Source organism: Bradyrhizobium sp. ORS 278 (genome assembly GCF_000026145.1).
Taxonomy (GTDB): Bacteria; Pseudomonadota; Alphaproteobacteria; order Rhizobiales; family Xanthobacteraceae; genus Bradyrhizobium.
In genome coordinates, this window is sequence record NC_009445.1 from 3,558,426 (window position 1) to 3,579,912 (window position 21,487).

Sequence of the window (21,487 nt, forward strand, 5' to 3'; positions counted from 1 at the left end):
CTCAGGGGACGGCGCGCCCGCTGCTCTGCCCGGCGGGCAATCTCTGCATCCCTGTCATGCGCCAACTGCCCGTCGTGTTGGTTTCGCTTGTGTCGTCGGGCAAATCACCTCCACATTTCCGGCCATCCCGCCTCGATGAAGAGGGACGGTTCGCGGTCGTCACGACCCGTGGGGTGGGGAGGCGGTGGCTGCATCGTGTCGCAACGTGTGAAACGCGCGTGGACGAACGGCACGGTGCAGGCGGTCAAGTCGCGTGGTCTCGACACCCCGACGCTGGTGTCACGTTCGCGGCGGCGCTGACGCGCCGCGCGGACCATGGTGGCCAACAAGCCCGGCGCACCAGGGAGAGCGCGAAGCAGCCGAAAAGCCCATCGCGCAGGGAATGCCGGATGACCGGCTGAACCTGTGGTACCTGCCGCCTGCATTGTTTTTCGCAGGCGGGCCATGGGTTGCGGCCAGCACCCGGCATTCCCTGCGCCCTCTTCGTAGGAGAGAGGGGCGAACGAATGGATCAACTCGGGCGAGGAAAGCCGCGGGATCGCGAAGGTGCGTCCAGAGCACGAGGTAGCAGCCGTGCTTTCCTATCAGCGAGCGCTATCCTTCCACGTGCACCCTTGCCGCTTGATGGCACACTCTCTCCGCACGTCATTCCGTGGCGCGCGCAGCGCGAGCCCGGAATGACGGAAGAGAGAGGCGTGGACTTACGTCCTGGCTCGCGCGCGCCCCGATTCTGGCGGAACTCACGGCGCCGTCTGCGCCTCGATCTTGAACTGCGCCAGCGCGCTCGGCGGATCGGTGGCGATGAGCTGGGCGAGCTGCATGGCGGGGACCTTGGCGCGCGGCGAGAGCTTTAGCGTGAAGGTCTGGCGCGGCCTCTCGACGAAGCGGCTGAACGCGTCGACGGCAGTGGCGACATCGGCATTGCCGGTCGCGACCTGGGCGCCGATCGCCTTGATGCTGTCGACCAGCGCCTTGCGGGCGGCGTCGCGGGGGATGGCATGACCGCGCGCGTAGTTGGCAACGAGCACGTCCACCACGCCGAGATCGCGCACGCTCAGGCCGAGACCGCCGGCCTCGATCTGCGCCGCCGCCGTCGTCGCCTGCTGCAGGTCGGTCGTGAACACCTCGCGCGGCACCTGGGCCAGCGACAAATTGGCGGAGGCCGCGACGAGATTGCTGACCTCGAGCTTGAACGGCTCCAGCGCAAACGTCGCCGCGCTCTCGGTCCAACCGAGCCCGAGATCGGCATCGACGGCGGCGCTGTCGATGCCGGCGACCAGGAGCGGCAGCAGCGCCGGATTCGATGGATCGAGCGGTCCGGCCATCTTGGCGACGAGGCGCGCCTTGGTCGGGATGGGGCCGACGAACTGGCCCCAGTCGAGGCTGACATTGTCGATCTGCACCGGCTTGTCGCCGGCCTTGTAGGGCGCCGTCAGCCCTTTCAGCTCGATGCCCTCGAGCAGCTTGAACAGCACGACCGCCTCGGCCGGCGCCGGCTTGGCGCCCTGCGCGGCGAACTTGGCGCTGAAGCGCAACAGGCTCGCGATGTCGAATCCCTTGAGCGCAAAGCGGCCGAGCTTGATGGGCCCGTTCGGCGAAGGACCGTCGAAGCCTTCGACCGCAACCTCCCCCTTGCCGTCGCGCAAGTCGAAACGGACCGCCGCCAGCTTCACAGGTCCTTGCGGCGTCTCGATCGCGAGGCCGCGCATCTCGGCGTTCTTCAGTGCAATGCCTTCATAGACGCCGGCGACCTTCTCCATGATGTCGCGGGCCTGCTCCGGCGTGGGCTCGACAGCGGTGCTGGCGGGCAGGGCTGCGAACAAAGCCGGCAGCTGCAGGCGCGAGGGCCGCACGCTGAACTCGTCGGCAGAGATGCCCTCCATGCGCATCCGCACGCCGGAATCCGAGTTGACCTCGTAGGCGCCCGCCGTCACCCGGCCATAGACCCGGTAGACGCGATCGTCCTTGGCGGCCTCGGGGCTGAGCACGGCGAGCATCGCGTTGGCGTCGATGTCGTGATGGACGATGTCGGTGACGCGACCCTGCAGCTTCTCGATCCTGCCCGGCTGCCCGGCGCCCGCCGCGAGTTTATTGGCCGGCTGCTGCATGCTCATCGTGAACGCCAGTCCGTCGAGCTTGTAGCTGGCGATGCGGCCGTCCTTGATGTTGTCGATCGTGAAGCCGGAATAGGTGAATTCCGCGGGAGCGGCGGCGGCCGGTCCGCCCTCCATGGTGCCTTCCGCACGCGGAAGGATGATCGAACTCGCGCTGATCGTCGCAAATTGTTGCATCAGCGTGCGGTACGTCTCGAGCGGACCGCTGCCCGCCGGAAGCGCGGCGAACCGAACCGGGCCGGCATAATCCTTCAGCACGATCTGCGGCAGCTTGTAGCTGAGGCGGATGGCCGATGGGCCGGGCATCTGACCGCTCATCGCGACGTCGCTGAGCTCGATGCTGCTGGCGGCAACGTGGTCGCCATCGGGCTGGCTCAACCCCATCGCCGTGATCGCACCGAAGCTGATGCTCGCCGGCGGCTGCGCGGCCGACTCGACCTTGACATCGGCGATTGTCAGCTTGCGCGACCACAGATCGAAGGCGACCTTGCCGTGGCTCGCGGTGGCGCCATTCTGCCGAATCTGGGCGAAGCTGGCCTCGACCTCACGCTCGGCGCGACTCTGGGCGTACCAGGGGACGCCGACGAGCCCGGCGATGCCGAGGACGACCACGGCGACGGTGGCGATCAGGATACGTTTCATTCGATGTGCTCCGCCCAATACTCCGCCCAAGGCTTAGGCAGCGGGATGAGGATGGTCTGGATGAATGCGATGGAGTAGGGATGTGCTTCTGCGAAAAGGAAAATTGCTGGTCGGGGATGCCTGCCGACATGGTTTCGGATGTTGCATGAAAGCCGCCCAACGTGCATCACATGCGCTTCCACCGGCCGGAAAAATCGACGTCTGACCGAACCTCAAGAGACCAAAAATCCGGGTCGGAAACGCTGGAGCACGTATGTCGTCGTCCTATTCTGAAGATCTTCGTTCCGCAGCCCTGGCCTATCACCGCCTGCCGCGGCCCGGCAAGCTGGAGATCCAGGCCTCCAAGCCGCTCGCCAACCAGCGCGACCTCGCGCTTGCCTATTCCCCGGGCGTGGCCGCTGCGTGCACCGAGATCGCCAACAACCCGGCCGAGGCGGCCTCGCTGACGGCGCGCGCCAACCTCGTCGCCGTCGTCTCCAACGGTACGGCCGTGCTTGGTCTCGGCAATATCGGGCCGCTCGCCTCCAAGCCGGTCATGGAGGGCAAGGCGGTCCTGTTCAAGAAGTTCGCCGGCATCGACGTGTTCGACATCGAGATATCAGCCGACACCATCGACCGCGTGGTCGAAACGGTGGCGGCGCTGGAGCCGACCTTCGGTGGCATCAACCTCGAGGACATCAAGGGGCCGGAGTGCTTCGAGATCGAGGCGCGGCTCAAGGAGCGGATGAAGATCCCGGTCTTCCACGATGACCAGCACGGCACCGCGATCATTGTCGGCGCCGCGATCAAGAACGCGCTGTCGCTGGCCGGCAAGCAGCTGTCCGAAGTCAAGATCGTGACCTCGGGCGCGGGAGCGGCCGCCATCGCCTGTCTCAATCTCTTGGTGTCGATGGGCGCGCAACGCAAGAACATCTGGGTCTGCGACATCGACGGCGTGGTGCATGAGGGCCGCAACACGCTGATGGACCCGTGGAAGGCGGTCTATGCGCAGAAGACCGACAAGCGGACCCTGGCCGAGGTGATCGGTGGCGCCGACATCTTCCTCGGCCTCTCCGCCGGCGGCGTGCTGAAGCCGGAGCTGTTGAAGCAGATGGCCGAGAAGCCGCTGATCATGGCGCTCGCCAATCCCAACCCGGAGATCATGCCGGAGGAGGCGCGCGCGGCGCGGCCCGATGCGATGATCTGCACCGGGCGTTCGGACTTCCCGAACCAGGTCAACAACGTCCTGTGCTTTCCGTTCATCTTCCGGGGCGCGCTCGACGTCGGCGCCACCGCGATCAACGAGGCGATGAAGCAGGCGGCGGTCGATGCGATCGCGCTGCTCGCGCAGGACCCGCCGTCGGACGCGGTGAACCGCGGTTTTGACACCGGCGAGACGCAGGGCTTCGGCCCGGGCTCGCTGATCCCGTCGCCGTTCGATCCGCGCCTGATCCTGCGCATTGCGCCGGCGGTGGCGAAGGCGGCGATGGAGTCGGGCGTCGCGACCCGGCCGATCACCAATTTCGACGAATACACTGCGCTGCTGGAGCGCTTCGCGTTCCGCTCCGGCCTCATCATGAAGCCTGTGTTCGCCAAGGCGAAGGCGCAGCCGGTGCGCGTGATCTACGCCGAGGGCGAAGACGAACGTGTGCTGCGCGCGACGCAGGTCGTCTTGGAAGAGAAGCTGGCGCGGCCGATCCTGGTCGGGCGTCCGAGCGTGGTCGAGGCGCGCATCAAGCGCTTCGGCCTGTCGATCAAGGCGGGCCGTGATTTCGATCTCGTCAATCCCGAGGACGATCCGCGCTACCGCTCCTACGTACAGAGCTACATCGAGATCGCCGGCCGCCGCGGCGTGACGCCGGATGCGGCGCGCACGGTGGTGCGCACCAATGCCACCGTCATCGCGGCGCTCGCGGTGGTCCGCGGCGAGGCGGATGCGATGATCTGCGGCGTCGAGGGGCGCTACATGAGCCATCTTCGTCACGTCCGCGAGATCATCGGCTTCATGCCGGGGGTCAGCGACTACGCCGCGCTGGCGCTCACCATCACCAGCAAGGGTGCCTATTTCATCGGCGACACGCAGGTGCGCCCCGATCCGACCGCCGAGGAGCTCGCCGAGATGGCCTCGCTGGCGGCCAATCACGTCACACGCTTCAATATCAAGCCGAAGATCGCATTCGTGTCGCATTCCGATTTCGGCAGCTACGACACGGACTCCTCGCGCAAGATGCGCAGGGCCACCGCGCTGTTGAAGCAGCATCGTCCGGACCTCGAGGCCGACGGCGAGATGCAGGGCGACACGGCGCTGTCGGCGACCGCGCGCAAGGCGATCCTGCCGCACTCGGATCTCGACGGCTCGGCCAACGTGCTGATCATGCCGAATCTCGACGCCGCCAACGTCGCCTATCAGATGATCAAGGTGCTGGCGGATGCGGTTCCCGTCGGCCCGATCCTGATCGGCCCGGCACGCCCGGCGCACATCTTGACCCCGTCGGTGACCGCGCGCGGCATTCTCAACATGACGGCGGTCGCTGCCGTCGAGGCGCAGGAACGGGCGGGGAGGGCGCAGCCGACGCTGTTCGCGTGATCGTATTGACGTGATCGAAGTGTGGCGGAATTCGTCCGGTTTCGGTCGCATTCCGCCCGCCTTTATTGTTGAAAAGCGTTCGCGATGTCACACATCCCGGCGGCCTGCCGGCACCATGTCGTTTGAAGTCGATCCACGAGGGCGAGAATGCCGGGTTTCATTACGTTCGGGCGCGTTCTGTTCGCCGTGATTTTCATCTACTCCGGCGCGACCAAGCTGCTCGGCATTCCCGCGACCGCCGATCTCATCGCCACCAAGGTGACGATCCCGGCGGCGATCGCGCCCTATGCGGCACAGCTGGAGGCTGCCGCGAAGATGCCGATGCCGCAGATCCTCGCGATCGCCGCCGGCGCCTTCGAGGTGCTCGCCGGGCTGATGATCGCGCTGAACATTCTCGGCCGGTTCTTCGCAGCCCTGCTGATCATCTTTGTCGGCGCGACGATCTTCTACTTTCACGATTTCTGGAACCAGCCCGCACCAGACAACGTCAAGGCGCTGATCGACGCGCTGAAGAACCTGTCGATCATCGGCGCGCTGTTCATGATCTTCGGCTATGGCAAGGGGCCGAAAGTGCCTGAGCAGAGCGCCTATGGCGACCTCTAGCGATGCCGCTCAGGCGGCGCGTTTCCAGGCGGTGACGCTGACGTCGTGGGCGGGGTCCAGCATCAGCTGATTGGCCGGCGAGAGCCCATGCGCCGTCAGCACCTGTTGCGGCGAGCGGTCGGGACCGACCTCCGTGAAGCAGGGGGCGCCGTCGGGAATGGTGACGTGCGGCGCCAGCGACAGGAAGAAGGTGTCGTAACGGTCCATGAACATGTCGAACACGACGGGACCGCCGATGATCGCCACCCTGCCGCTCGTAACGCCGGCCGCCGCGCAGGCGTCTTCGAACGAGGCGCCCGCGGGGTTCCAGAGCGTGGAGCGCGGCTTCTCCGTGTCTGGCGCGATCCCCGCCACCGACCGCGTCACCACCAGCCGCCGGCGTCTCGGCGAATTCGGCTGATCCTCATAGGAGTTGCGGCCGTGCACGATCAGATCGGCGCTGTCGAGCGCATCGGAAAAGAACACGGCGTCGCCGGGGAATTTGAGCGACGCCGGCATCACATTGTGGGCGTCGGCCAACATTCCGTCGGCCGACACGATCACATAACCTTCGAGACGAAGCTTGGTCACTGACGAAACAGATCCTCGATCATTCGGACACTGTCGTCACAACGCTTGAAACCGGCCGTTGGCTCACCGTCGGCAGCTTTGCGATCTTGCCGAGCTGCTCGTCATATTGCGGCAGCGACTGCACCGGCGCCTTGGCGCGCATCGCGACCACCTTGTAGCCGCCGGCCTTCAGGCGGCGCAGCAGCTCGGGCAGCGCCTCGGCGGTGTGCTTGTGGAAGTCGTGCATCAGGATGATACCCTTACCGAGCTTGTCGAGCTTCTTGAACGTGACGTCGATCACCGCCTGCGCGTTCTTGGCCTTGAAATCGAACGAGTCGAGATCGCAGGAGAAAATGCCGATGTTCCGGGTGCCGAGATAGGTGACCATTTCCGGCGGGTGCTGCAGCGCCGGGAAGCGGAAGAACGGCGCGGGCGAATTGCCGCCGAGCGCCCATTTCACGGCGCTGATACCGAGCTCGATCTCTTCCTTGCGCTGGTCTTCGGTCAGCTTCTTGTTGGTCAGCGCCGCGTGCGACCAGGTGTGCGTACCGACCGTGTGGCCAGCGTTGTAGACCTGCTTCAGTATCTCCGGATAGTAGGTCGCGTGCTTGCCGATGATGAAGAAGATGCCGGTGGTGCACTGATCCGCGAGCGCCTTGAGCACGCCGGGCGTGTTCTCCGGCCACGGACCATCGTCGAACGTCAGGACGACTTCGTGGTCCTTCAAAAAGTCGAGATCCTTGAAGTGCTCGAACCCGAAGCCGGGACCACCCGTGGTGTCGATCTCGACGGTCCGGCCGACGCCGAGCGCCTCGGGGTTCATGCAGGGCGCGCGCGGCGGCTGAGTCTGCGCGGCGGGTTGCGGCGCAGCGGCGGCTGGCGCCGGAGCGGCAGCTGGTGGAGTCGGGGCTGCTGCCGTGCGCTGCGCCTGCGACCAGGCCGCGCTGGACGCCAGGAGCGAGGCCGCCAAAGAACTTGCGAACACCAATCCAGCCGCAATCCGCATCGTGTTTCCTCGGGGGTTGTTGCAACGGGAGCGTCCGGGGTCCGGAGTCGCTCCACCATCCGGCTTGGGATATTAGCCCAGCCGCCGGACCGGCGCCAAAAGGAAACGAGGCGAAAACGCGGGGAAGTTGCCGGCTTCCGCCGCATTCTTGCCAAGTGTTGCCTAAACGGGTTGCTCAGCCTTCGGCGAGCATCCGGGCGATGGCGGTCTTCACCCGGGTATCGGTCGGCTCCACCGAGGACGCGAACACGTCGGCGATGTAGCCGTCGCGGCCGACCAGGTATTTATGAAAGTTCCAGCGCGGGGTGTCCTTGGGACGCGCTTCGGCGGCCCAGCGGTAGAATGGATGAGCATTGGAGCCGGTGACCACAGCCTTGGCCGTCATCGGGAAGGTCACACCGTATTCCTTGTTGGCGAGCTCGGCGATGTCGCCTCCGACGCCCGGCTCCTGGTTGAAGTCGTTGGAGGGGACGGCGATGATCGTCAAGCCGCGCTCGTGGAACTCGCTCCAGAGCTTCTGCAGCCCGGTATATTGGGGTGTGTAGCCGCACTGCGACGCCGTGTTCACGACCAGCACCGGCTTGCCGGCGAAATCGGCCAGCCGAATCGGCTCGCCGGAGGGCACCGGGAAGGAGAACCGGTAGGCCGTCGACTTGCTCACCGCCGCATTCTCTGCCTGCGCGACGCGCGAGGCGATCATCGCGCCGGACAAGGACGCGCCGAGGCCGAGAACAACCATCCTGCGATCGATCATCATGTGCATCTCCCTGTGCAGACCAGCCCCGTCAGCAAGAATGCTCCAACGCGCGCCGGCCGCTTGTCAAACGGCCACGCGTTCGCGTTGGATCAGACTGCTCTCCCGCAGGGAGATACCCCTACGCTGAGGCGGAAACAGGGACGTCGTCCGTCCTCAGCGCAGCGAAACGATGAACTCGGTGCCTTCGCCGGTCTCGCCCTGGTTGATGCCCTGGTCGGAGACGATCAGCGAGCTGCCAGCCGACAGCGCTTCGCCGAGCCAGGCCATGATATCGGCGGGAATGGTGATGCGGTCGAGCGCCTCGGCCGGAGAGCTCTGCAGCACGACCGGCTTCGCGTCGACTTTGGCTTCCGCGGATTTCTTGCCCCGCCGGACGGCTTTGTCCGCGCCCTCGCTCGCCGCGACGCTGCGCGCGGTGGCGGGCAGCGAGATGACCGACCAGCGCATTGTCGCCGGATCGGCCTTGTCCGCGGCCGCCGTGAACACGTGGGTGCCCAGCGGCTTGTCAGACGGCGCGATAGCGATCGGTGTGTTGAACACAGGCGCGAAGTTCTGCCGGACGTAGAGCTTGGAGTCCTTGCGGCTGATGAAGATCGCGATCTGGCTGTTTCGCTTCAGCTCGGGCTTCGGCGCGATCGGCTTGTCCGGCGCGGCCACGCGCGACTGATCCTTTGAAACATCCTTGTCGTCGACCGGCCTTGCCGGCGCTTCGACAGTCGCCGTCGAGGGCGCAACGGGTTGCTCGGAATTCTTGGCATCGGCTGGCTTGACGTCTGCAGACTTCGTATCGGAAGCCTTCGTGTCAGAAGCCTTCGTATCGGAAGCCTTGGCATCGGCTGCCGTGAGATCGGTCGAGCCCGTTACTTCCGACTTGGTCGGCGCCTCCGTGGTCTTTTCTATCGGAGCTACTTGAACAGCCTCGGCCGGCTGGTTTGCCAAGACGGGCGCGGGCTCAACGGCAGTGTTCGCCTCGGCGCTCGACGCTGGCGTCTCGGCGATGGCGGGCTTCAGATCGTTCGCAACATCTTGAGCCCTGGTCTGGCCCGTCTGCTCGGGGTGCGCGGCCGGAGGTGCATCGGAGGCCATCGCCGGCAGTCCGCCCGCGTTGCTGGCATCGGCGGTGCGGAGCTGGCGCGCGGCCGACATCGCATCATCGGCGGCACGTACGCCTTCGCCATGGCCGATCGTGGCGCGCAGATCGATCGTCGCGACGGTGATGGTCGGGGCCAGCGCCGCGCCCTTGTCCGACTTGGTCGTGGTGGGCGCATTCGCATCAGGTTGAATCGAGGCGCTCGGCTGCGGCGCCTTCAACGCGGCGAGCAGCGGATGCGAGAAGCTGGCGGGAGCGACCTCGCCGGGCGTCACGAGCACGCGCGATCCCATCCGCGTCCAGCCGTAAATTCTGGGTGCGAAGCTCGCGGGCATGCGGATGCAGCCATGCGAGGCGGGGTAGCCGGGCAGCACACCGGCGTGCAGCGCGACGCCCGACCAGGTGATCCGCTGCATGAACGGCATCGGCGCGCCGCTGTAGATGTTGGAGCGATGGAATTTCTGCTTTTGGATGACGCTGAACACGCCCATTGGCGTCGCGTGTCCCTTCATGCCGGTCGACACCGGCGCCTCGGCGAACAGGCCGTTGGCGTCGTAGATCTTGAGCTGCTGCTTGCTGATCGACACCGCGATCGTGACAGGTCCGAGCGGCTTGGCCGCTTCCTTCTCGATCGTGGCCGGCTTCTGACCGTGGCGAGCCTTGGCCTTGCGCGGCGCGACGGGACGGGCAGGCGGAGCGATGGTGACGGGCTCTTGGTCGTTCCAATAGTAATAGGACGCTGCGTCAGCCCAGGATGTCGTTGCGAGAACGAGCGGCACTGAAACGATGGCGGCACAAAAGAACCGCCCCCTGGCGGCCACACGAACGCAGAGCATTCCGGCAAATCCTCAAGAACCATCTGGTCTTTAGTGTCGCAGACGGAGTCCGCGTTCACCAGCTTGGGGCTTCTGCCCGAGGTGATTTTCGTTCCAATCGTAGCAGAAAAGCCTCACATCGCGTTAAACGCGCATCGCAGAGGTAGGCAGGGAATGCCTTCCTTGCAGGCGTCTGTGTCCCTACATGGGCGGTATGCCGAGCCATCGGCGGTATAACGGAGACCGACATGTCGTTCAGAGCCACCAAGCGGTTTGATCTGTGGCTGAAAACTCTCACTTTCCTCACTGTTATCGGACTCTCTTCGCCCGTGGTGTCAGCCCACGCCGCGGACGAGCCGGATCTGATCTTCCGTCGGTCGACCGTGTTCAAGCTGCTCAGTCCGAATGACAAGCTCGCGACCTATGGCGTTGATGATCCTGAGGTCGAGGGCGTGGCCTGCCATTTCACCGTGCCGCAGAAGGGTGGCTATGTCGGCTGGCTCGGGCTGGCCGAGGAGGTCTCGGACATCTCGCTCGCATGCCGGCAAATCGGGCCGATTCGCTTCAAGCGCAAGCTCGAGCAGGCCGACGACATGTTCCGGCAGCGCCGCTCGCTGTTCTTCAAGAAGATGCAGATCGTGCGAGGCTGCGACGCCAAGCGCAATGTGCTCGTCTACATGGTCTATTCGGACAAGCTGATCGAGGGCTCGCCGAAGAACTCGACCTCATCCGTGCCGGTCATGCCATGGGGCAAGGCCGATGACGGCGACGTGCAGAAGTGCGGCGACTTCATTCAGTAAACACTTCATTAATGGTCGATCGGCTGGGCAGGGCCTTGCCAGGCAACAGGCGCTTGGCCGGGTCGTGACAGCCGATCAGTTGAACCAGCATCTGCGGCGTCGGGCCGGCGCCGCTCTCACCCCGCTGCTGCGCCATGGGTGCGGAGACAGCTCCGCATCGATGCTGCGACGTTGGAGCGGGGATGGGGGAACGCGTCTTGTCCATGCGGAGCCGTGGCTGGGGCCATGATGTCATCAACACACGGCCGTCGGCCGAGCGAAGGGGCAGGACGGGGTTACAGCACGGAGCTTAAGAAGCTCACCACGTCCGGATCAACAGGGCGCTGATCCGTCCCATCCTCACTCCAGGCCATATTGCGACATCAGCGCCTGCACCTCTGGACGCCGCATGATGCGCGAGATCTGGCTGCCGATGGCCGCCTCATCGCTGCGGGCGGCCGATCGCGGCGCCGATTGATGGGCGACGCGCGCGGGAGCCGTGTTCGACGGACGCTGCGCCTTGGCAGGCTTTGCGGACGACGAGGAAGACGGCGCCGTTTGCACCTGGGGGCTCGGCGCGACGGTCGCGGTTGGAGCGCTGGCCTTGGTCGGCGCTGCGACGGGGGCCGCTGCCGACGGCGTGGTCGGAGCAGGCGCGGCTGCCACGGGCGGCGCAGCCGGTGTCTCGACGCGGGTCTCGGCCGTGGTGGTGGCCGCGACGGGCGGAACGGCTGCGACAGCATTTGGCGCCTTGACCGTCTCCACGGCGGGTGCCGAGGCGGTGAGCGAATTGGTGCGGGTCTGTGCCGCGACCGGCTCGGGCATTGCGGGGACGGCCAGCGCCGAGAGCGTGATCGGTTGCGGCGAGATCGGCGCGGGCGGCTCGACGACGGGAAGCGGCGCTGCCAGCGTGGGGGCGACGGCAGGCGGGACCACGGGCTCGCCGACGCTCTTCTCCGGCTCGGACTTCTTCGCCTCGCTCGGCAGATTGAGCGCCTGAGTCTGCGCCTGGGCGAGCATCTGCCGTGCGGTCATCGGCGCCTCCGCGAAGGCCTTGACGGGCAGCAGGATGGCGGCGGTCGCGAGCGCCAGCTGGAGGGTCATTGCGTGGGAGTTGAACGTGATCATGGCTGGCTCCTTGCGATCTGCAATCTCGTGCGTTCGGTTCAGGCCGCGGCGCTGGCGGTCGCCCGGTCATGGGCGACGACGACGCGCTGGCCGCGCATCTTGGCGATCACCTCGTCGCGCGGGCCGCATGCCAGCGTCTTGCCGAAGGCCATCACCATGATGCGGTCAACATGCGCCAAAAGCTGCGGGCGGTGCGTGACGACGATCACAGTGCGGCCGGCGGCCTTCATCTGCGCCATGGCGTGTGCCAGTGCGCGCTCGCCGTCCTCGTCGAGGTTGGAGTTCGGCTCGTCGAGGATGAGGAGCCGCGGATTGCCGTAGAGGGCGCGGGCGAGGCCGACGCGTTGGCGCATGCCGCCGGACAGCGCCACGCCGCCTTCGCCGATCGGCGTGTCGTAGCCGTTCGGCAGGCGCAGGATCACCTCATGCGCGCCGGCGGCCTTGGCGGCGGCGACGACGGCAGCCTCATCCACCTTGGCGAGGCGGGCGATGTTGTCGGCGACGGTGCCCGAGAACAGCTCGATGTCCTGTGGCAGGTAGCCGATGTGCTTGCCGAGCCGATTCTGGTCCCACTGGCTGTAGGCTGCGCCGTCGATGCGGATCTGGCCCTCGCGCAGCGGCCAGACGCCGGCCATGGCGCGGGCCATGCTCGACTTGCCGCTGGCGGAGGCGCCGACGATCGCGAGGCTCTCTCCGGCCTTGAGCGAGAAGCTCACGCCCTTGACGGAGGGGCGGCCGGCCGCCGGCGGCCAGACCACGGCGTTCTCGACCTCGATGTCGCCGCGCGGCGTCGGCAAGGCGGTCGGCGCCGCGGTCACGGGCAGGGCCTGGAACAGCTCCTCGAGGCGGCGATAGGCGGAGCGGAAGGCGATGATACGCTTCCACTGGCCGACGACCTGCTCGACCGGCGCCAGCGCGCGGCCCATGATGATCGAGGTCGCCATCATGGCGCCGGGCGAGATCTGCTGCTCGATCGCGAGCCAGGCGCCGATGCAGAGCAGGGAGGTCTGCACCGCCATGCGGGCGAACTTGGTGACCGAATGCATCGCGGCGCCGCGCTCGACCAGCGTCGAGTGGGCATCGACCATCGCCGACTGCCGGCAGCTCCAGCGGTCCAGCACGATGTCGCCCATGCCGAGGCCGCGCACGACCTCGCCGTTGCGCAGCGCGGCTGCGACGAAGCGCGAGGCTTCGTTGGCCAGCGCATTGGTGCGCTCGACGCTGGAGCGGGTGTAGAACTCGGTGAACAGCGCCAGCGAGAACAGCACGATTGCGCCGAGCAGCGAGAGGATGCCGAGATAGGCGTGCTGCAGGAAGCACAGCGCGACGAACACCGGCGTCCACGGCAGGTCGCAGGCGATCGCCGCGGTGCCGCTGGAGATGCAGTCGCGGATGGTCTCGGCGTCGCGGATGATCTGCTGGCCGAAGCGATGCCGCGGCGACAGCTCGGCCTTCATCATGGTCTCGAACAGCGGATGGCGCAGCGTGCCTTCGAACTGGACGCCGGCGCGGGCCAGTACGCCCGAGCGAGCGAATTCGAGCACGCCGTACAGCACCAGGAACACGCCGACGATCAGGGTCAGCATGACGAGGGTGCCGAGATTGCGGCTGGTGAGCACGCGGTCATAGACCTGCATGGAGTAGAGCGGGGAGGCCAGCATGCTCGCATTGATGAAGAGGCTGAGCACGAAGGTGGCTGTGAGCGCGGGGAAGCAGGCGCGGAGCGCGGTTCCGAGCGGGCTTCGGGTGGTGGTCGTGGTCATGTCAGATCCCCCTTGCATTGGTGCTGGGGGAATTTCGCCCGGTCGCGCGCAAACGACCGTGATCGACATCACAGAGGGTGATGTCGATCCGTCGGTGCTTGAGTTGGCCGGTCGCAGACGCTACCGGATGGTCAGCCGTGCTCAGCGCGCGAAGTGGTGATCATTCGCAGTGACCTCATGCCCGCCGTAACGTTCCAGACCATCCGGCTCGTGTCGGGCCTCGTGCTGTTTGCCTTCGCCGCGACCCATTTTCTCAATCATGCCGTGGGTCTGTTCAGCCTCGAGGCGATGGACGAGGTGCAGGAGTGGCGACTTCTGGTGACCCGGTCCTGGCCGGGGATGGTGGTGCTTTCGGCCGCGCTGCTCGCGCACGCGGTGCTGGCTTTCGCGAAGACGGTGCAGCGCGGGACGTGGCGGCTGTCTGGCTGGGAGATGCTTCAGCTGGTCACCGGATTTGCGATCCCGCTGCTGCTGTTGCCTCACATCATCGAGACCCACGTCGCGCATGCGCTGTTCGGCGTTCAGGACGGCTATTTGTATACGTTGGCGCTGCTGTGGCCGAGAGCAGCCTGGCTGCAGACGGGGCTCCTGCTGCTGGTCTGGATCCATGGCTGCCTCGGCCTGCATCACTGGCTGAAATTCCGCGCCTGGTACCGTTCCGCGCTGCCGCCGCTGATCGTGCTCGCCGTCGCGGTGCCGATGGCGGCGCTGATGGGTTTTGTGGTGTCGGGCCGCGCCGTTGCCGGGCTGTTGAGCGATCCGGCGATGGCGGATCGGATGCGGCAGGTGACACATTGGCCGGGCGAGCTCGACATCAAATGGCTCAGCCTGCTGCAGCTGTCGGCGCGCATCGCGGTCGCTGCGCTGATCGTCGCTGGCGCGACCATCGTCGTCTTCCGCTACATTGCGCTGCTGGCGGCGCCGAAGGCTGCCGTCACGATCGCCGGTGGCGCGACGGTGCAGGCCCCGATCGGCCCGACGCTGCTGGAGATCATCAGGGACCATGCGCTGGCCGACCTGTCCGAATGCGGCGGCCGCGCTCGCTGCGGCCGCTGTCGCGTCCGCATCGAGGAGGGTGCGTCGACGCTGGCTGCGCCGGGCGCAGCGGAGCGCGGTCTGCTTGCCGGCCTGAAGGCGCCTGAGAATGTGCGGCTGGCTTGTCAGATCCGGCCGACGGCGCCGCTCACCATCACGCCCCTGGTCGTCGATGCTGCGACCCTCGTCCAATCCGTCGACCACGCGGACGAGATTCAAAGCGAACGCCGTGTGGTCTGTCTCGTCGAAATCCGGGTCCGGTCGTTCGCGGCGATCGCGCGCGACCGGCTGGCGTCTGACCTGGTTTTCATGGTCAACGAGGTCTTCGGAGCCATCGGCGGCGCCATCGAAGCTCATGCCGGTCGGATCGATCGCTTTCTCGGCGACGGCGTGCTCGCCGTATTCGGTGAGCAGCAGGGCCCGGACCGCGGTTGTCGCGATGCGCTGCAGGCGATTAGCGCGATCGACCGCGCCATGGACCGCGTCAACGAAAAGATCGCGGCGGAGATCGGCCGGCCGGTCGAGCTCGCGATCGGAGCGCACGTCGTCGAGATGGTCATCGGGACATTGAGGCTCGGGCGCCGATCTGAGACCGCGGTGCTCGGGCTCGGCGCAGAGGTGCCGGCGCGCCTGGCTGAGTTGGCGGAGGGTCGCGGCTGGCAGCTTGCGCTGTCCGAAGCCGTGGCCAAGGCGGCTGGCGTGGACGGAGCGATAGTCGAGAGGTTGGCCGCTCCGGAGCAAGACGTCGAATTCGACGTCATCGGCGTGCCGCGCGCCCGCGACCTTGCGCGGGTCGCGGACGCGGGACTGGCCGCATCGGGCTAGCTGCTGGCTCATTTTTCGCGGAACGTCTTGGCGAGCGTGTTGAGCAGCGGGCCGACCAGATATTCGAGCACGGTGCGCTCGCCAGTGGAGATGATGACATCCGCCTGCATGCCGGGCAGGATCTTCTCGGCGATCTCGGGCGGGATGGTCGAATAGTCGATCACGACACGCGCCTTGTAGTAGCTCTGCTTGCTGGCCTCGTCGCTCACTGCGTCGGCCGAGACGCTCGCAACCTTGCCGAAGATCGCCGGCGTCGTGCGCGAGGAGAAATTGGCGAAGCGGACCTCGGCCTTCTGACCGATCGCGACGCTCTCGATGTCGCGCGGCGAGACATGCGCCATCACGTCGACGCCTTCGCCGACCGGGACGATCTCGGCCAGCGTATCGCCGGGCTTCACGACCTCGCCGATGGTGTGGACCTTCATGTTCATGACGATGCCGTCGCGCTCGGCGTAGATGTCGACCCGGCGCAGCACGTCCTCGGCGATGACGATCTTCTCGCGCAGATCGGACAGCTTGGCGCGGGTGGCGTCGAGCTGCTGGCCGACCTCGGTCTGATATTTCTGCAAGCTCTGATCGATCTGCAGCCGCGTCTGCGCCGCGGTCTGGGTCAGCCGCGCCACGTCGGCCTGGGCCTGGCCGAGATCACCCTCGACACGGGCGCGGTCGCGCTCCAGCTCGAGGAACTTGTTGCGCGGATAATAGCCGGCGGCGACCGCCGGGCGGACGTTGTTCATCTGCGTGTCGAAGCTCGCGAGCTGCGCCGCAAGCGCCGTGCGCTGGCGGTCGCGGCCGGCGAGCTCCTGCTGCTGCTGGACGATCTGCGAATTGAGGATGTTGATCTGGCTGATCAGGCCGTTGCGCCGCTCGACGAACAGCCGCTGCTGGTCGGCGATCGCCATCGCCGCCTCCGGCACGTTCTGGCGATTGAGCAGCGTGTCGGGGAAGGTGATCATCCGCGCATTGCCGCGCTCGGCCAGCAGACGGGCTTCCTCGGCGAGGGCCGCATCCATCTGCTTGCGCAGCAGGTCGGTGTTGGCCTGTGCCTCGGTCGGCTGCAGCCGGAACAGCAGGTCGCCGCGATGTACGGCATTGGTTTCCTTGGCGAGGATCTCCCTGACGATGCCGCCTTCGCGATGCTGCACCACCTTGTGGTCGCCCGAGACCGACACCGTTCCCGGCGCGATCGCCGCGCGGTCGAGCGGCGCGAAGCCGGCCCAGACGCCGAAGCCGCCGAACACCAGCGCAATCGAGGCGTAGCCGAGCATGGCGTAGCGGTGGAAATCACCCTTGGGCGTGACGCTGGAGCTGGTGCTCGTCGTGCCGAACACAGTGTCGATGGCGAGATCGTGCATCATGGTCCCCCTTGCGAGTCCGAAATCGTCTGCCCTGGATCTAACGGGACTTGAACGTCTCCTTCTGTGCGGCGCGTCACATATGTCTCGGCAGGGCCGGAAGCCGCCGCATTACGGCTGCGGCTCCCGTTCCAAGCGGCTCGTCAGATATGCATCTGATGGGCGAATGCGTTGCCGAGCGACATGTCGTGCAGCGTGATCGACCCGAGGTCGCCGGCATGGGCCAGCCCCGCGTCGGATAGGCCATGGCCGAGCATGGCGTGAGCGGCGCCACTGTCGAGCGCAGAGGAGAGATCATGCGTGCTGATGCCGGCCGCACCGACATCCGCGATGGCCGGCTGGGCGAGACCGTGATCCGCAATCGCCGCGCCGAGATGTGTGGACGAACTGCCGTCATGGGCTGCGCCCGCCGCCTGATCCCAGAAGCTGCCGCCGACGATGATAATGCTGCTCTCGCCGCCATGGCCGGCGGCTGCCGCAAGGTCTGCGGACGCGAGGACATGCGCGATGTTGCTGGTCGGTCCGCCCGAACCGGAATCGTCCGGATTTGGCATTTCCTCGCCGGGATCGTGGAACGGGTTGACTCCGCCCGAACCGTGCGAGCCGTGACTGCCGGGAGCACCCAGCATGTCACCAAGATCGCCCACGCCCTCGCCACTGCCATCACCGCCGCCGCCATGGCCGTGTCCGACGACGGAAATGTGGCTGTTGCCGTCATTGCCATCGGTGTCCCCGCCGTCCGGATTCGGCGAGGAGTTCACGCCGCCCGAGCCGCTTCCCTCCGGGTCCGGCATGCCGCTCTCGCCGCCGCCATTGCCGTTCCCAGCGCCCTCTCCGGAGCCGCCGCCCTCGTTGCCGCTGCCTTCGTGGCCGCCACCCTCGTTGCCGCCTCCTGCATTGTCGCCGCCGCCGCTGTTTCCGCCATGATCGCCATTGTTGGCCTCACCGCCGCCGCTGGAGCCGCCGTTATCATGCCCGCCGCTGAACAGGCCGCCGATTGCGTCGACCACGCCGCCGATCGCGTCGCCCACCGCGCCGACGGCGTCTCCGATGGCCCCGCCGACGGCATCGACAGCACCACCCACAGCATCGCCGATCGCGCCGCCCACTTCATTGACGATCCCGCCGATCGCATCGCCCGCGGCGTGTCCGACGTCTCCGATGGCGCCGCCGATTGCACCCCCGGCTGCGCCAATGGCGCCACCGACCGCCCCGCCGAGGTCACCGATGGCGCCGCCGGCTGAATTGAAGAAGCCGCCGACATCGTTCAGGGCAGATCCCGCGCCCTCGAGCCCGGCGCCGATGCCGCCGATGATGTCGCCCGCCGTACCCCCGATGTTGTTGCCGAGGTTCTCCAGGCCCTGACCAGCATCTCCGAGAAGCCCGCCCGTCGCGCCGACCACGTCGCCGACAGCGCCCAGGGCACCGTCGACGGCGCCGGTGACACCTTCGACCACGCCTCCCAGTCCAGCGGCCGCGCCCTCGACGGCTCCTTCGACTGCGCCGAAGCTGCCGCCAATGATGCCGTCGACCGCATGTCCCACGCTGTCCGCGCCCGTGATGGCGCCGACCACCGCGCCGCCAATCCCTTCTGCGGCACCGACCGCGTCACCGATGATGCCACCGACAGCGCTGCCGGCTCCCTCGATCGCGCCGATGGCTCCGTTCACCGCGCCGGCGACATCGCCGACTGCATTGACAAGGCCGGCCACATCCTGGCCGAGGTCGCCGCCGATCGCGCCAGCAATTCCATCTGCTGCTCCGGCGGCCGCATGCTCGATGGCGCCAAGCGCGCCTTGCGCGGCGTCGGCAAGGCCGCCGGGACCACCGGTCAAAGCGCCCAGCGCCCCGCCGACCAAGTCTCCGGCGACATCGCCGATGACGTCGGCGGCGCCGCCGATGGCGTCCCCGACGTCACCGCCGATGGCGTGGCCAAGGTCGCCGATCGCCGACCCGATCGCGTCGCCGGCCTTGTCGCCGATCCCCTCGGTGCCGTCTTTCAGCACATCGCCGATCGAGGTCAGCACATCGCCGACGTCACCGCCGGCCAAGTCGCCGATTGTGTGAAGCGCGTCGCCTCCCGCCGCAAGCGCGCCATCGCCGCCGCCTGCGATGCCCGCAACGTCGCCGGCGAGGTGACCGACGGTATCGCCGGCCGATGACAGGGCGGCCCCGGTATCACCTCCGATGGCCTCACCCGCCGTCGCCAGACCTGACGACACGCCGTCTCCGACCTGCTGGCCGAAGCCGTTATCCTGATTGAACCCGTTATCGAAGCTGCTCATGTTCTGTCTCCCCATTGGCGATGTCGCGCGCAGAGCGCGGGTCGCCGTTCGATCCAAATTGCGGGGAGAGGATCGCTGCTATCGACAGTCGGGGAATGTGCGCTGGATCACGGGTCACGGTCAGACGTGACCGAGCTCACAATCCCTGATCATGCCTGCGGCCGAGCGTGAACGGCAGCCGCGAGCAAGGCGACTATTTCTTCTTCGGCCCGAAGCGCGGCACGCAGGAAACGGTGCGGACGATGCCGTTTTCCGACATCCTGGATCCCAGGACCTCCTTCACCTGGCCGGCCGGGCATGTGCCGTCATCGACCTGCACCCGCTGCCCGAGCCGGAGATCCGTGATGTCCTGCTCGCGCCCGACATATTGCGCGCGCGCGGGCGCGGCTAGCATGCAGAGAACGACGCCGCCGCCGACAAGACACGCGGCGGCTGCCGGCACGAACCAGATTTGAACACGCATGACTTGCTTCCGGACGCCTTGCTTTCGAACAACCGACTTTTGGGTGACTTACTTCGGGTGATTTGCTCTCGAAGGGTCAGCCCGCTCGGACCGCTGTCGTCGGGCCGCCATTGATCTGCGCGCCTTCGGTCTGCCACTTGGCATGATAGAAATTATAGCCCAGCACGATGAACGCAACGACGATGATGCCGAGAAGAAAATAAAGGATGTTGCGCGGATCCGACATGTGGAGGTCCAGGGAAAGTCCAGGGATAAAGTCCGAGGATCAAGTATGTCCCGGCAGCGCGGGTATGCCTAAATGTACGGTGCGGTCTGCGATTCTGAAAGCAGTGGCGAATCCGGTGCACTTATGTAGCAGAGTGTGATTTGCTGAGTCGCCAGTAACTGGGACCTGTACAGGCATGATCACTGAGGACATCACGCAACGGATCGTCGACGCCGTCGACACCGGCTTCGGCCGCCAGCTCGAGACCACGAGGGACTTCGTTGCGATTCCTTCGACCCGCGGTGCCGAAGGGCCGTGCCAGGACATGTTCGGCGATCTCCTGCGGGCGCGCGGCTACGAGGTCGACGACTGGCATATCGAGCTCGACGATCTCAAGGACATGCGCGGCTACGGCCCGATCGAGCACGACTTCTCGAAGGCGCGAAGCGTGGTTGGAACCTTCAGGCCCGCAACCTCCGCAGGACATTCGCTGATCGTGCAAGGGCATTGCGACGTCGTGCCGGCGGGCCCGCTCGACATGTGGGAGACGCCGCCGTTCTCACCGGTCATCCGCGATGGCCGGATGTACGGCCGCGGCGCCTGCGACATGAAGTCCGGCACGATCGGCGCGCTCTATGCGCTCGATGCCATCAAGGCCGCGGGCTATACACCGACCGCGCGCATCCACCTCCAGTCCGTCATCGAAGAGGAAAGCACCGGCGTCGGCGCGTTGTCGACCTTGCAGCGCGGCTATCGCGCCGATGCCTGCTTCATCCCGGAACCGACCGGCGGCAAGATGGTGCGGTCGCAGGTCGGCGTGATCTGGTTCCGCATCAAGGTCCGCGGCTTTCCGGCGCATGTGTTCGAGGCCGGCATCGGCGCCAATGCGATCCAGGCGACCTATCATTTGATTCACGCGCTGGAGAAGCTGGAAGCGGACTGGAACGAGCGCGCGAAGAGCGACCGGCATTTCAAGACGCTCGATCACCCGATCAACTTCAATCCGGGCATCATCAAGGGCGGCGACTGGGCCTCGAGCGTGCCGGCGTGGTGCGACGTCGATTGCCGAATTGCGATCCTGCCCGGTTGGTCGGTCAAGGACTGCCAGAACGAGATTCTCGCCTGCGTCGGCGCCGCCTCGCGTGACCATCGTTTCCTGTCCAACAATCCACCGGTGATCGAATGGTCCGGCTTCCTGTCGGAAGGTTATGAGCTGACCAACTCCGCCGAGCCGGAGGCTGCGTTCGGCAAGGCCTTCAATGCGGTGTATGGCGGCGCGGTGCAGGATCTCGTCTTCACCGCGCTGACCGATACGCGGTTCTACGGCCTCAACTACAACATCCCGAGCCTGTGTTTCGGGGCGACCGGTGCCGCGATGCACGGGTTCAACGAATATGTCGAGCTGGACTCGCTGCGCCAAGTGACCAAGACCATGGCGCTGTTCATTGCTGAATGGTGCGGTGTCGAGAAGGCCTGAGCGGCGAGGATCGGACTGTGGGCGATGACC

17 protein-coding genes are annotated in these 21,487 nt (G+C 66.5%); 5 read left to right on the forward strand and 12 right to left on the reverse strand.

Features of this window, described 5'->3' with window-relative positions:
* Nucleotides 1–740: 740 nt before the first annotated feature.
* Nucleotides 741–2,756, reverse strand: coding sequence for a hypothetical protein (locus BRADO_RS15740; protein WP_041756569.1), 2,016 nt, complete (start codon nucleotides 2,754–2,756; stop codon nucleotides 741–743).
* A gap of 253 nt (nucleotides 2,757–3,009) precedes the next feature.
* On the opposite strand from BRADO_RS15740, the gene BRADO_RS15745 reads away from it, so the two are divergent.
* Together BRADO_RS15745 and BRADO_RS15750 are read left to right on the forward strand one after the other, a co-directional pair.
* Entirely contained in the window at nucleotides 3,010–5,322 is a 2,313-nt protein-coding gene (locus BRADO_RS15745; protein WP_011926313.1) for an NADP-dependent malic enzyme, read from the forward strand.
* A 147-nt stretch (nucleotides 5,323–5,469) separates the two neighbouring features.
* Nucleotides 5,470–5,925 (forward strand): DoxX family protein, encoded by a 456-nt coding sequence (locus BRADO_RS15750; protein WP_011926314.1) that lies wholly within the window; start codon nucleotides 5,470–5,472, stop codon nucleotides 5,923–5,925.
* Between the two features lie 9 nt (nucleotides 5,926–5,934).
* Here the strand turns inward: BRADO_RS15750 and BRADO_RS15755 are convergent, their stop codons facing one another.
* The 4 genes from BRADO_RS15755 to BRADO_RS15770 all read right to left on the reverse strand — a co-directional run bounded on the left by BRADO_RS15755 (nucleotide 5,935) and on the right by BRADO_RS15770 (nucleotide 10,163).
* Nucleotides 5,935–6,495 (reverse strand): dihydrofolate reductase family protein, encoded by a 561-nt coding sequence (locus BRADO_RS15755; protein ID WP_011926315.1) that lies wholly within the window; start codon nucleotides 6,493–6,495, stop codon nucleotides 5,935–5,937.
* Nucleotides 6,496–6,514: 19 nt separating this feature from the next.
* Nucleotides 6,515–7,480: a polysaccharide deacetylase family protein gene (locus BRADO_RS15760; protein ID WP_011926316.1), complete on the reverse strand. Its 966-nt coding sequence runs from the start codon at nucleotides 7,478–7,480 to the stop codon at nucleotides 6,515–6,517.
* Nucleotides 7,481–7,655: 175 nt separating this feature from the next.
* Nucleotides 7,656–8,234: a glutathione peroxidase gene (locus tag BRADO_RS15765; RefSeq protein ID WP_041757531.1), complete on the reverse strand. Its 579-nt coding sequence runs from the start codon at nucleotides 8,232–8,234 to the stop codon at nucleotides 7,656–7,658.
* A gap of 156 nt (nucleotides 8,235–8,390) precedes the next feature.
* Complete coding sequence (locus tag BRADO_RS15770; RefSeq protein WP_011926318.1) at nucleotides 8,391–10,163, reverse strand: L,D-transpeptidase; 1,773 nt, start codon at nucleotides 10,161–10,163, stop codon at nucleotides 8,391–8,393.
* A 227-nt stretch (nucleotides 10,164–10,390) separates the two neighbouring features.
* Here BRADO_RS15770 and BRADO_RS15775 point away from each other — a divergent pair, with 227 nt between their 5' ends.
* Entirely contained in the window at nucleotides 10,391–10,942 is a 552-nt protein-coding gene (locus tag BRADO_RS15775) for a CreA family protein (RefSeq protein WP_011926319.1), read from the forward strand.
* On the opposite strand, the gene BRADO_RS34060 is transcribed toward BRADO_RS15775, so the two are convergent.
* From BRADO_RS34060 to BRADO_RS15785, 3 genes are all read right to left on the reverse strand, one after another.
* Nucleotides 10,932–11,078 carry a hypothetical protein gene (locus BRADO_RS34060; protein ID WP_244423046.1) on the reverse strand — a complete coding sequence of 49 codons (147 nt, stop codon included), beginning with the start codon at nucleotides 11,076–11,078 and terminating at the stop codon, nucleotides 10,932–10,934. The two genes, BRADO_RS15775 and BRADO_RS34060, sit on opposite strands and share 11 nt — an antisense overlap.
* A 203-nt stretch (nucleotides 11,079–11,281) precedes the next feature.
* Nucleotides 11,282–12,049 carry a hypothetical protein gene (locus tag BRADO_RS15780; protein WP_011926321.1) on the reverse strand — a complete coding sequence of 256 codons (768 nt, stop codon included), beginning with the start codon at nucleotides 12,047–12,049 and terminating at the stop codon, nucleotides 11,282–11,284.
* Nucleotides 12,050–12,087: 38 nt separating this feature from the next.
* A complete protein-coding gene (locus BRADO_RS15785; RefSeq protein ID WP_041756572.1) occupies nucleotides 12,088–13,812 on the reverse strand; it encodes a type I secretion system permease/ATPase in 1,725 nt (574 codons plus the stop codon).
* Nucleotides 13,813–13,989: 177 nt separating this feature from the next.
* On the opposite strand from BRADO_RS15785, the gene BRADO_RS15790 reads away from it, so the two are divergent.
* Entirely contained in the window at nucleotides 13,990–15,672 is a 1,683-nt protein-coding gene (locus BRADO_RS15790) for an adenylate/guanylate cyclase domain-containing protein (RefSeq protein WP_050781007.1), read from the forward strand.
* A gap of 8 nt (nucleotides 15,673–15,680) precedes the next feature.
* On the opposite strand, the gene BRADO_RS15795 is transcribed toward BRADO_RS15790, so the two are convergent.
* The 4 genes from BRADO_RS15795 to BRADO_RS35425 form a co-directional block, all read right to left on the reverse strand.
* Complete coding sequence (locus BRADO_RS15795; protein WP_011926324.1) at nucleotides 15,681–17,030, reverse strand: HlyD family type I secretion periplasmic adaptor subunit; 1,350 nt, start codon at nucleotides 17,028–17,030, stop codon at nucleotides 15,681–15,683.
* Between the two features lie 140 nt (nucleotides 17,031–17,170).
* Nucleotides 17,171–19,312, reverse strand: a complete 2,142-nt coding sequence (locus BRADO_RS15800; RefSeq protein WP_041756574.1) for a hypothetical protein — start codon at nucleotides 19,310–19,312, stop codon at nucleotides 17,171–17,173.
* Nucleotides 19,313–19,505: 193 nt separating this feature from the next.
* Nucleotides 19,506–19,775 (reverse strand): DUF6719 family protein, encoded by a 270-nt coding sequence (locus BRADO_RS15805; RefSeq protein ID WP_011926326.1) that lies wholly within the window; start codon nucleotides 19,773–19,775, stop codon nucleotides 19,506–19,508.
* Nucleotides 19,776–19,851: 76 nt separating this feature from the next.
* The gene (locus BRADO_RS35425) at nucleotides 19,852–20,001 is read right to left on the reverse strand and encodes a hypothetical protein (protein ID WP_011926327.1); all 150 of its coding nucleotides are present in this window, start codon (nucleotides 19,999–20,001) and stop codon (nucleotides 19,852–19,854) included.
* 175 nt (nucleotides 20,002–20,176) lie between these two features.
* On the opposite strand from BRADO_RS35425, the gene BRADO_RS15810 reads away from it, so the two are divergent.
* Nucleotides 20,177–21,457 carry an ArgE/DapE family deacylase gene (locus BRADO_RS15810; RefSeq protein ID WP_011926328.1) on the forward strand — a complete coding sequence of 427 codons (1,281 nt, stop codon included), beginning with the start codon at nucleotides 20,177–20,179 and terminating at the stop codon, nucleotides 21,455–21,457.
* The last annotated feature ends 30 nt before the right edge of the window (nucleotides 21,458–21,487 follow it).

Coding starts and splice junctions, on each gene's coding strand:
- BRADO_RS15740 (WP_041756569.1), bottom strand. CDS start 2,756: ATGAAACGTATCCTGATCGCCACCGTCGCCGTGGTCGTCCTCGGCATC.
- BRADO_RS15745 (WP_011926313.1), top strand. CDS start 3,010: ATGTCGTCGTCCTATTCTGAAGATCTTCGTTCCGCAGCCCTGGCCTAT.
- BRADO_RS15750 (WP_011926314.1), top strand. CDS start 5,470: ATGCCGGGTTTCATTACGTTCGGGCGCGTTCTGTTCGCCGTGATTTTC.
- BRADO_RS15760 (WP_011926316.1), bottom strand. CDS start 7,480: ATGCGGATTGCGGCTGGATTGGTGTTCGCAAGTTCTTTGGCGGCCTCG.
- BRADO_RS15765 (WP_041757531.1), bottom strand. CDS start 8,234: ATGATCGATCGCAGGATGGTTGTTCTCGGCCTCGGCGCGTCCTTGTCC.
- BRADO_RS15770 (WP_011926318.1), bottom strand. CDS start 10,163: ATGCTCTGCGTTCGTGTGGCCGCCAGGGGGCGGTTCTTTTGTGCCGCC.
- BRADO_RS15775 (WP_011926319.1), top strand. CDS start 10,391: ATGTCGTTCAGAGCCACCAAGCGGTTTGATCTGTGGCTGAAAACTCTC.
- BRADO_RS34060 (WP_244423046.1), bottom strand. CDS start 11,078: ATGGCGCAGCAGCGGGGTGAGAGCGGCGCCGGCCCGACGCCGCAGATG.
- BRADO_RS15780 (WP_011926321.1), bottom strand. CDS start 12,049: ATGATCACGTTCAACTCCCACGCAATGACCCTCCAGCTGGCGCTCGCG.
- BRADO_RS15785 (WP_041756572.1), bottom strand. CDS start 13,812: ATGACCACGACCACCACCCGAAGCCCGCTCGGAACCGCGCTCCGCGCC.
- BRADO_RS15790 (WP_050781007.1), top strand. CDS start 13,990: ATGCCCGCCGTAACGTTCCAGACCATCCGGCTCGTGTCGGGCCTCGTG.
- BRADO_RS15795 (WP_011926324.1), bottom strand. CDS start 17,030: ATGATGCACGATCTCGCCATCGACACTGTGTTCGGCACGACGAGCACC.
- BRADO_RS15800 (WP_041756574.1), bottom strand. CDS start 19,312: ATGAGCAGCTTCGATAACGGGTTCAATCAGGATAACGGCTTCGGCCAG.
- BRADO_RS15805 (WP_011926326.1), bottom strand. CDS start 19,775: ATGCGTGTTCAAATCTGGTTCGTGCCGGCAGCCGCCGCGTGTCTTGTC.
- BRADO_RS35425 (WP_011926327.1), bottom strand. CDS start 20,001: ATGTCGGATCCGCGCAACATCCTTTATTTTCTTCTCGGCATCATCGTC.
- BRADO_RS15810 (WP_011926328.1), top strand. CDS start 20,177: ATGATCACTGAGGACATCACGCAACGGATCGTCGACGCCGTCGACACC.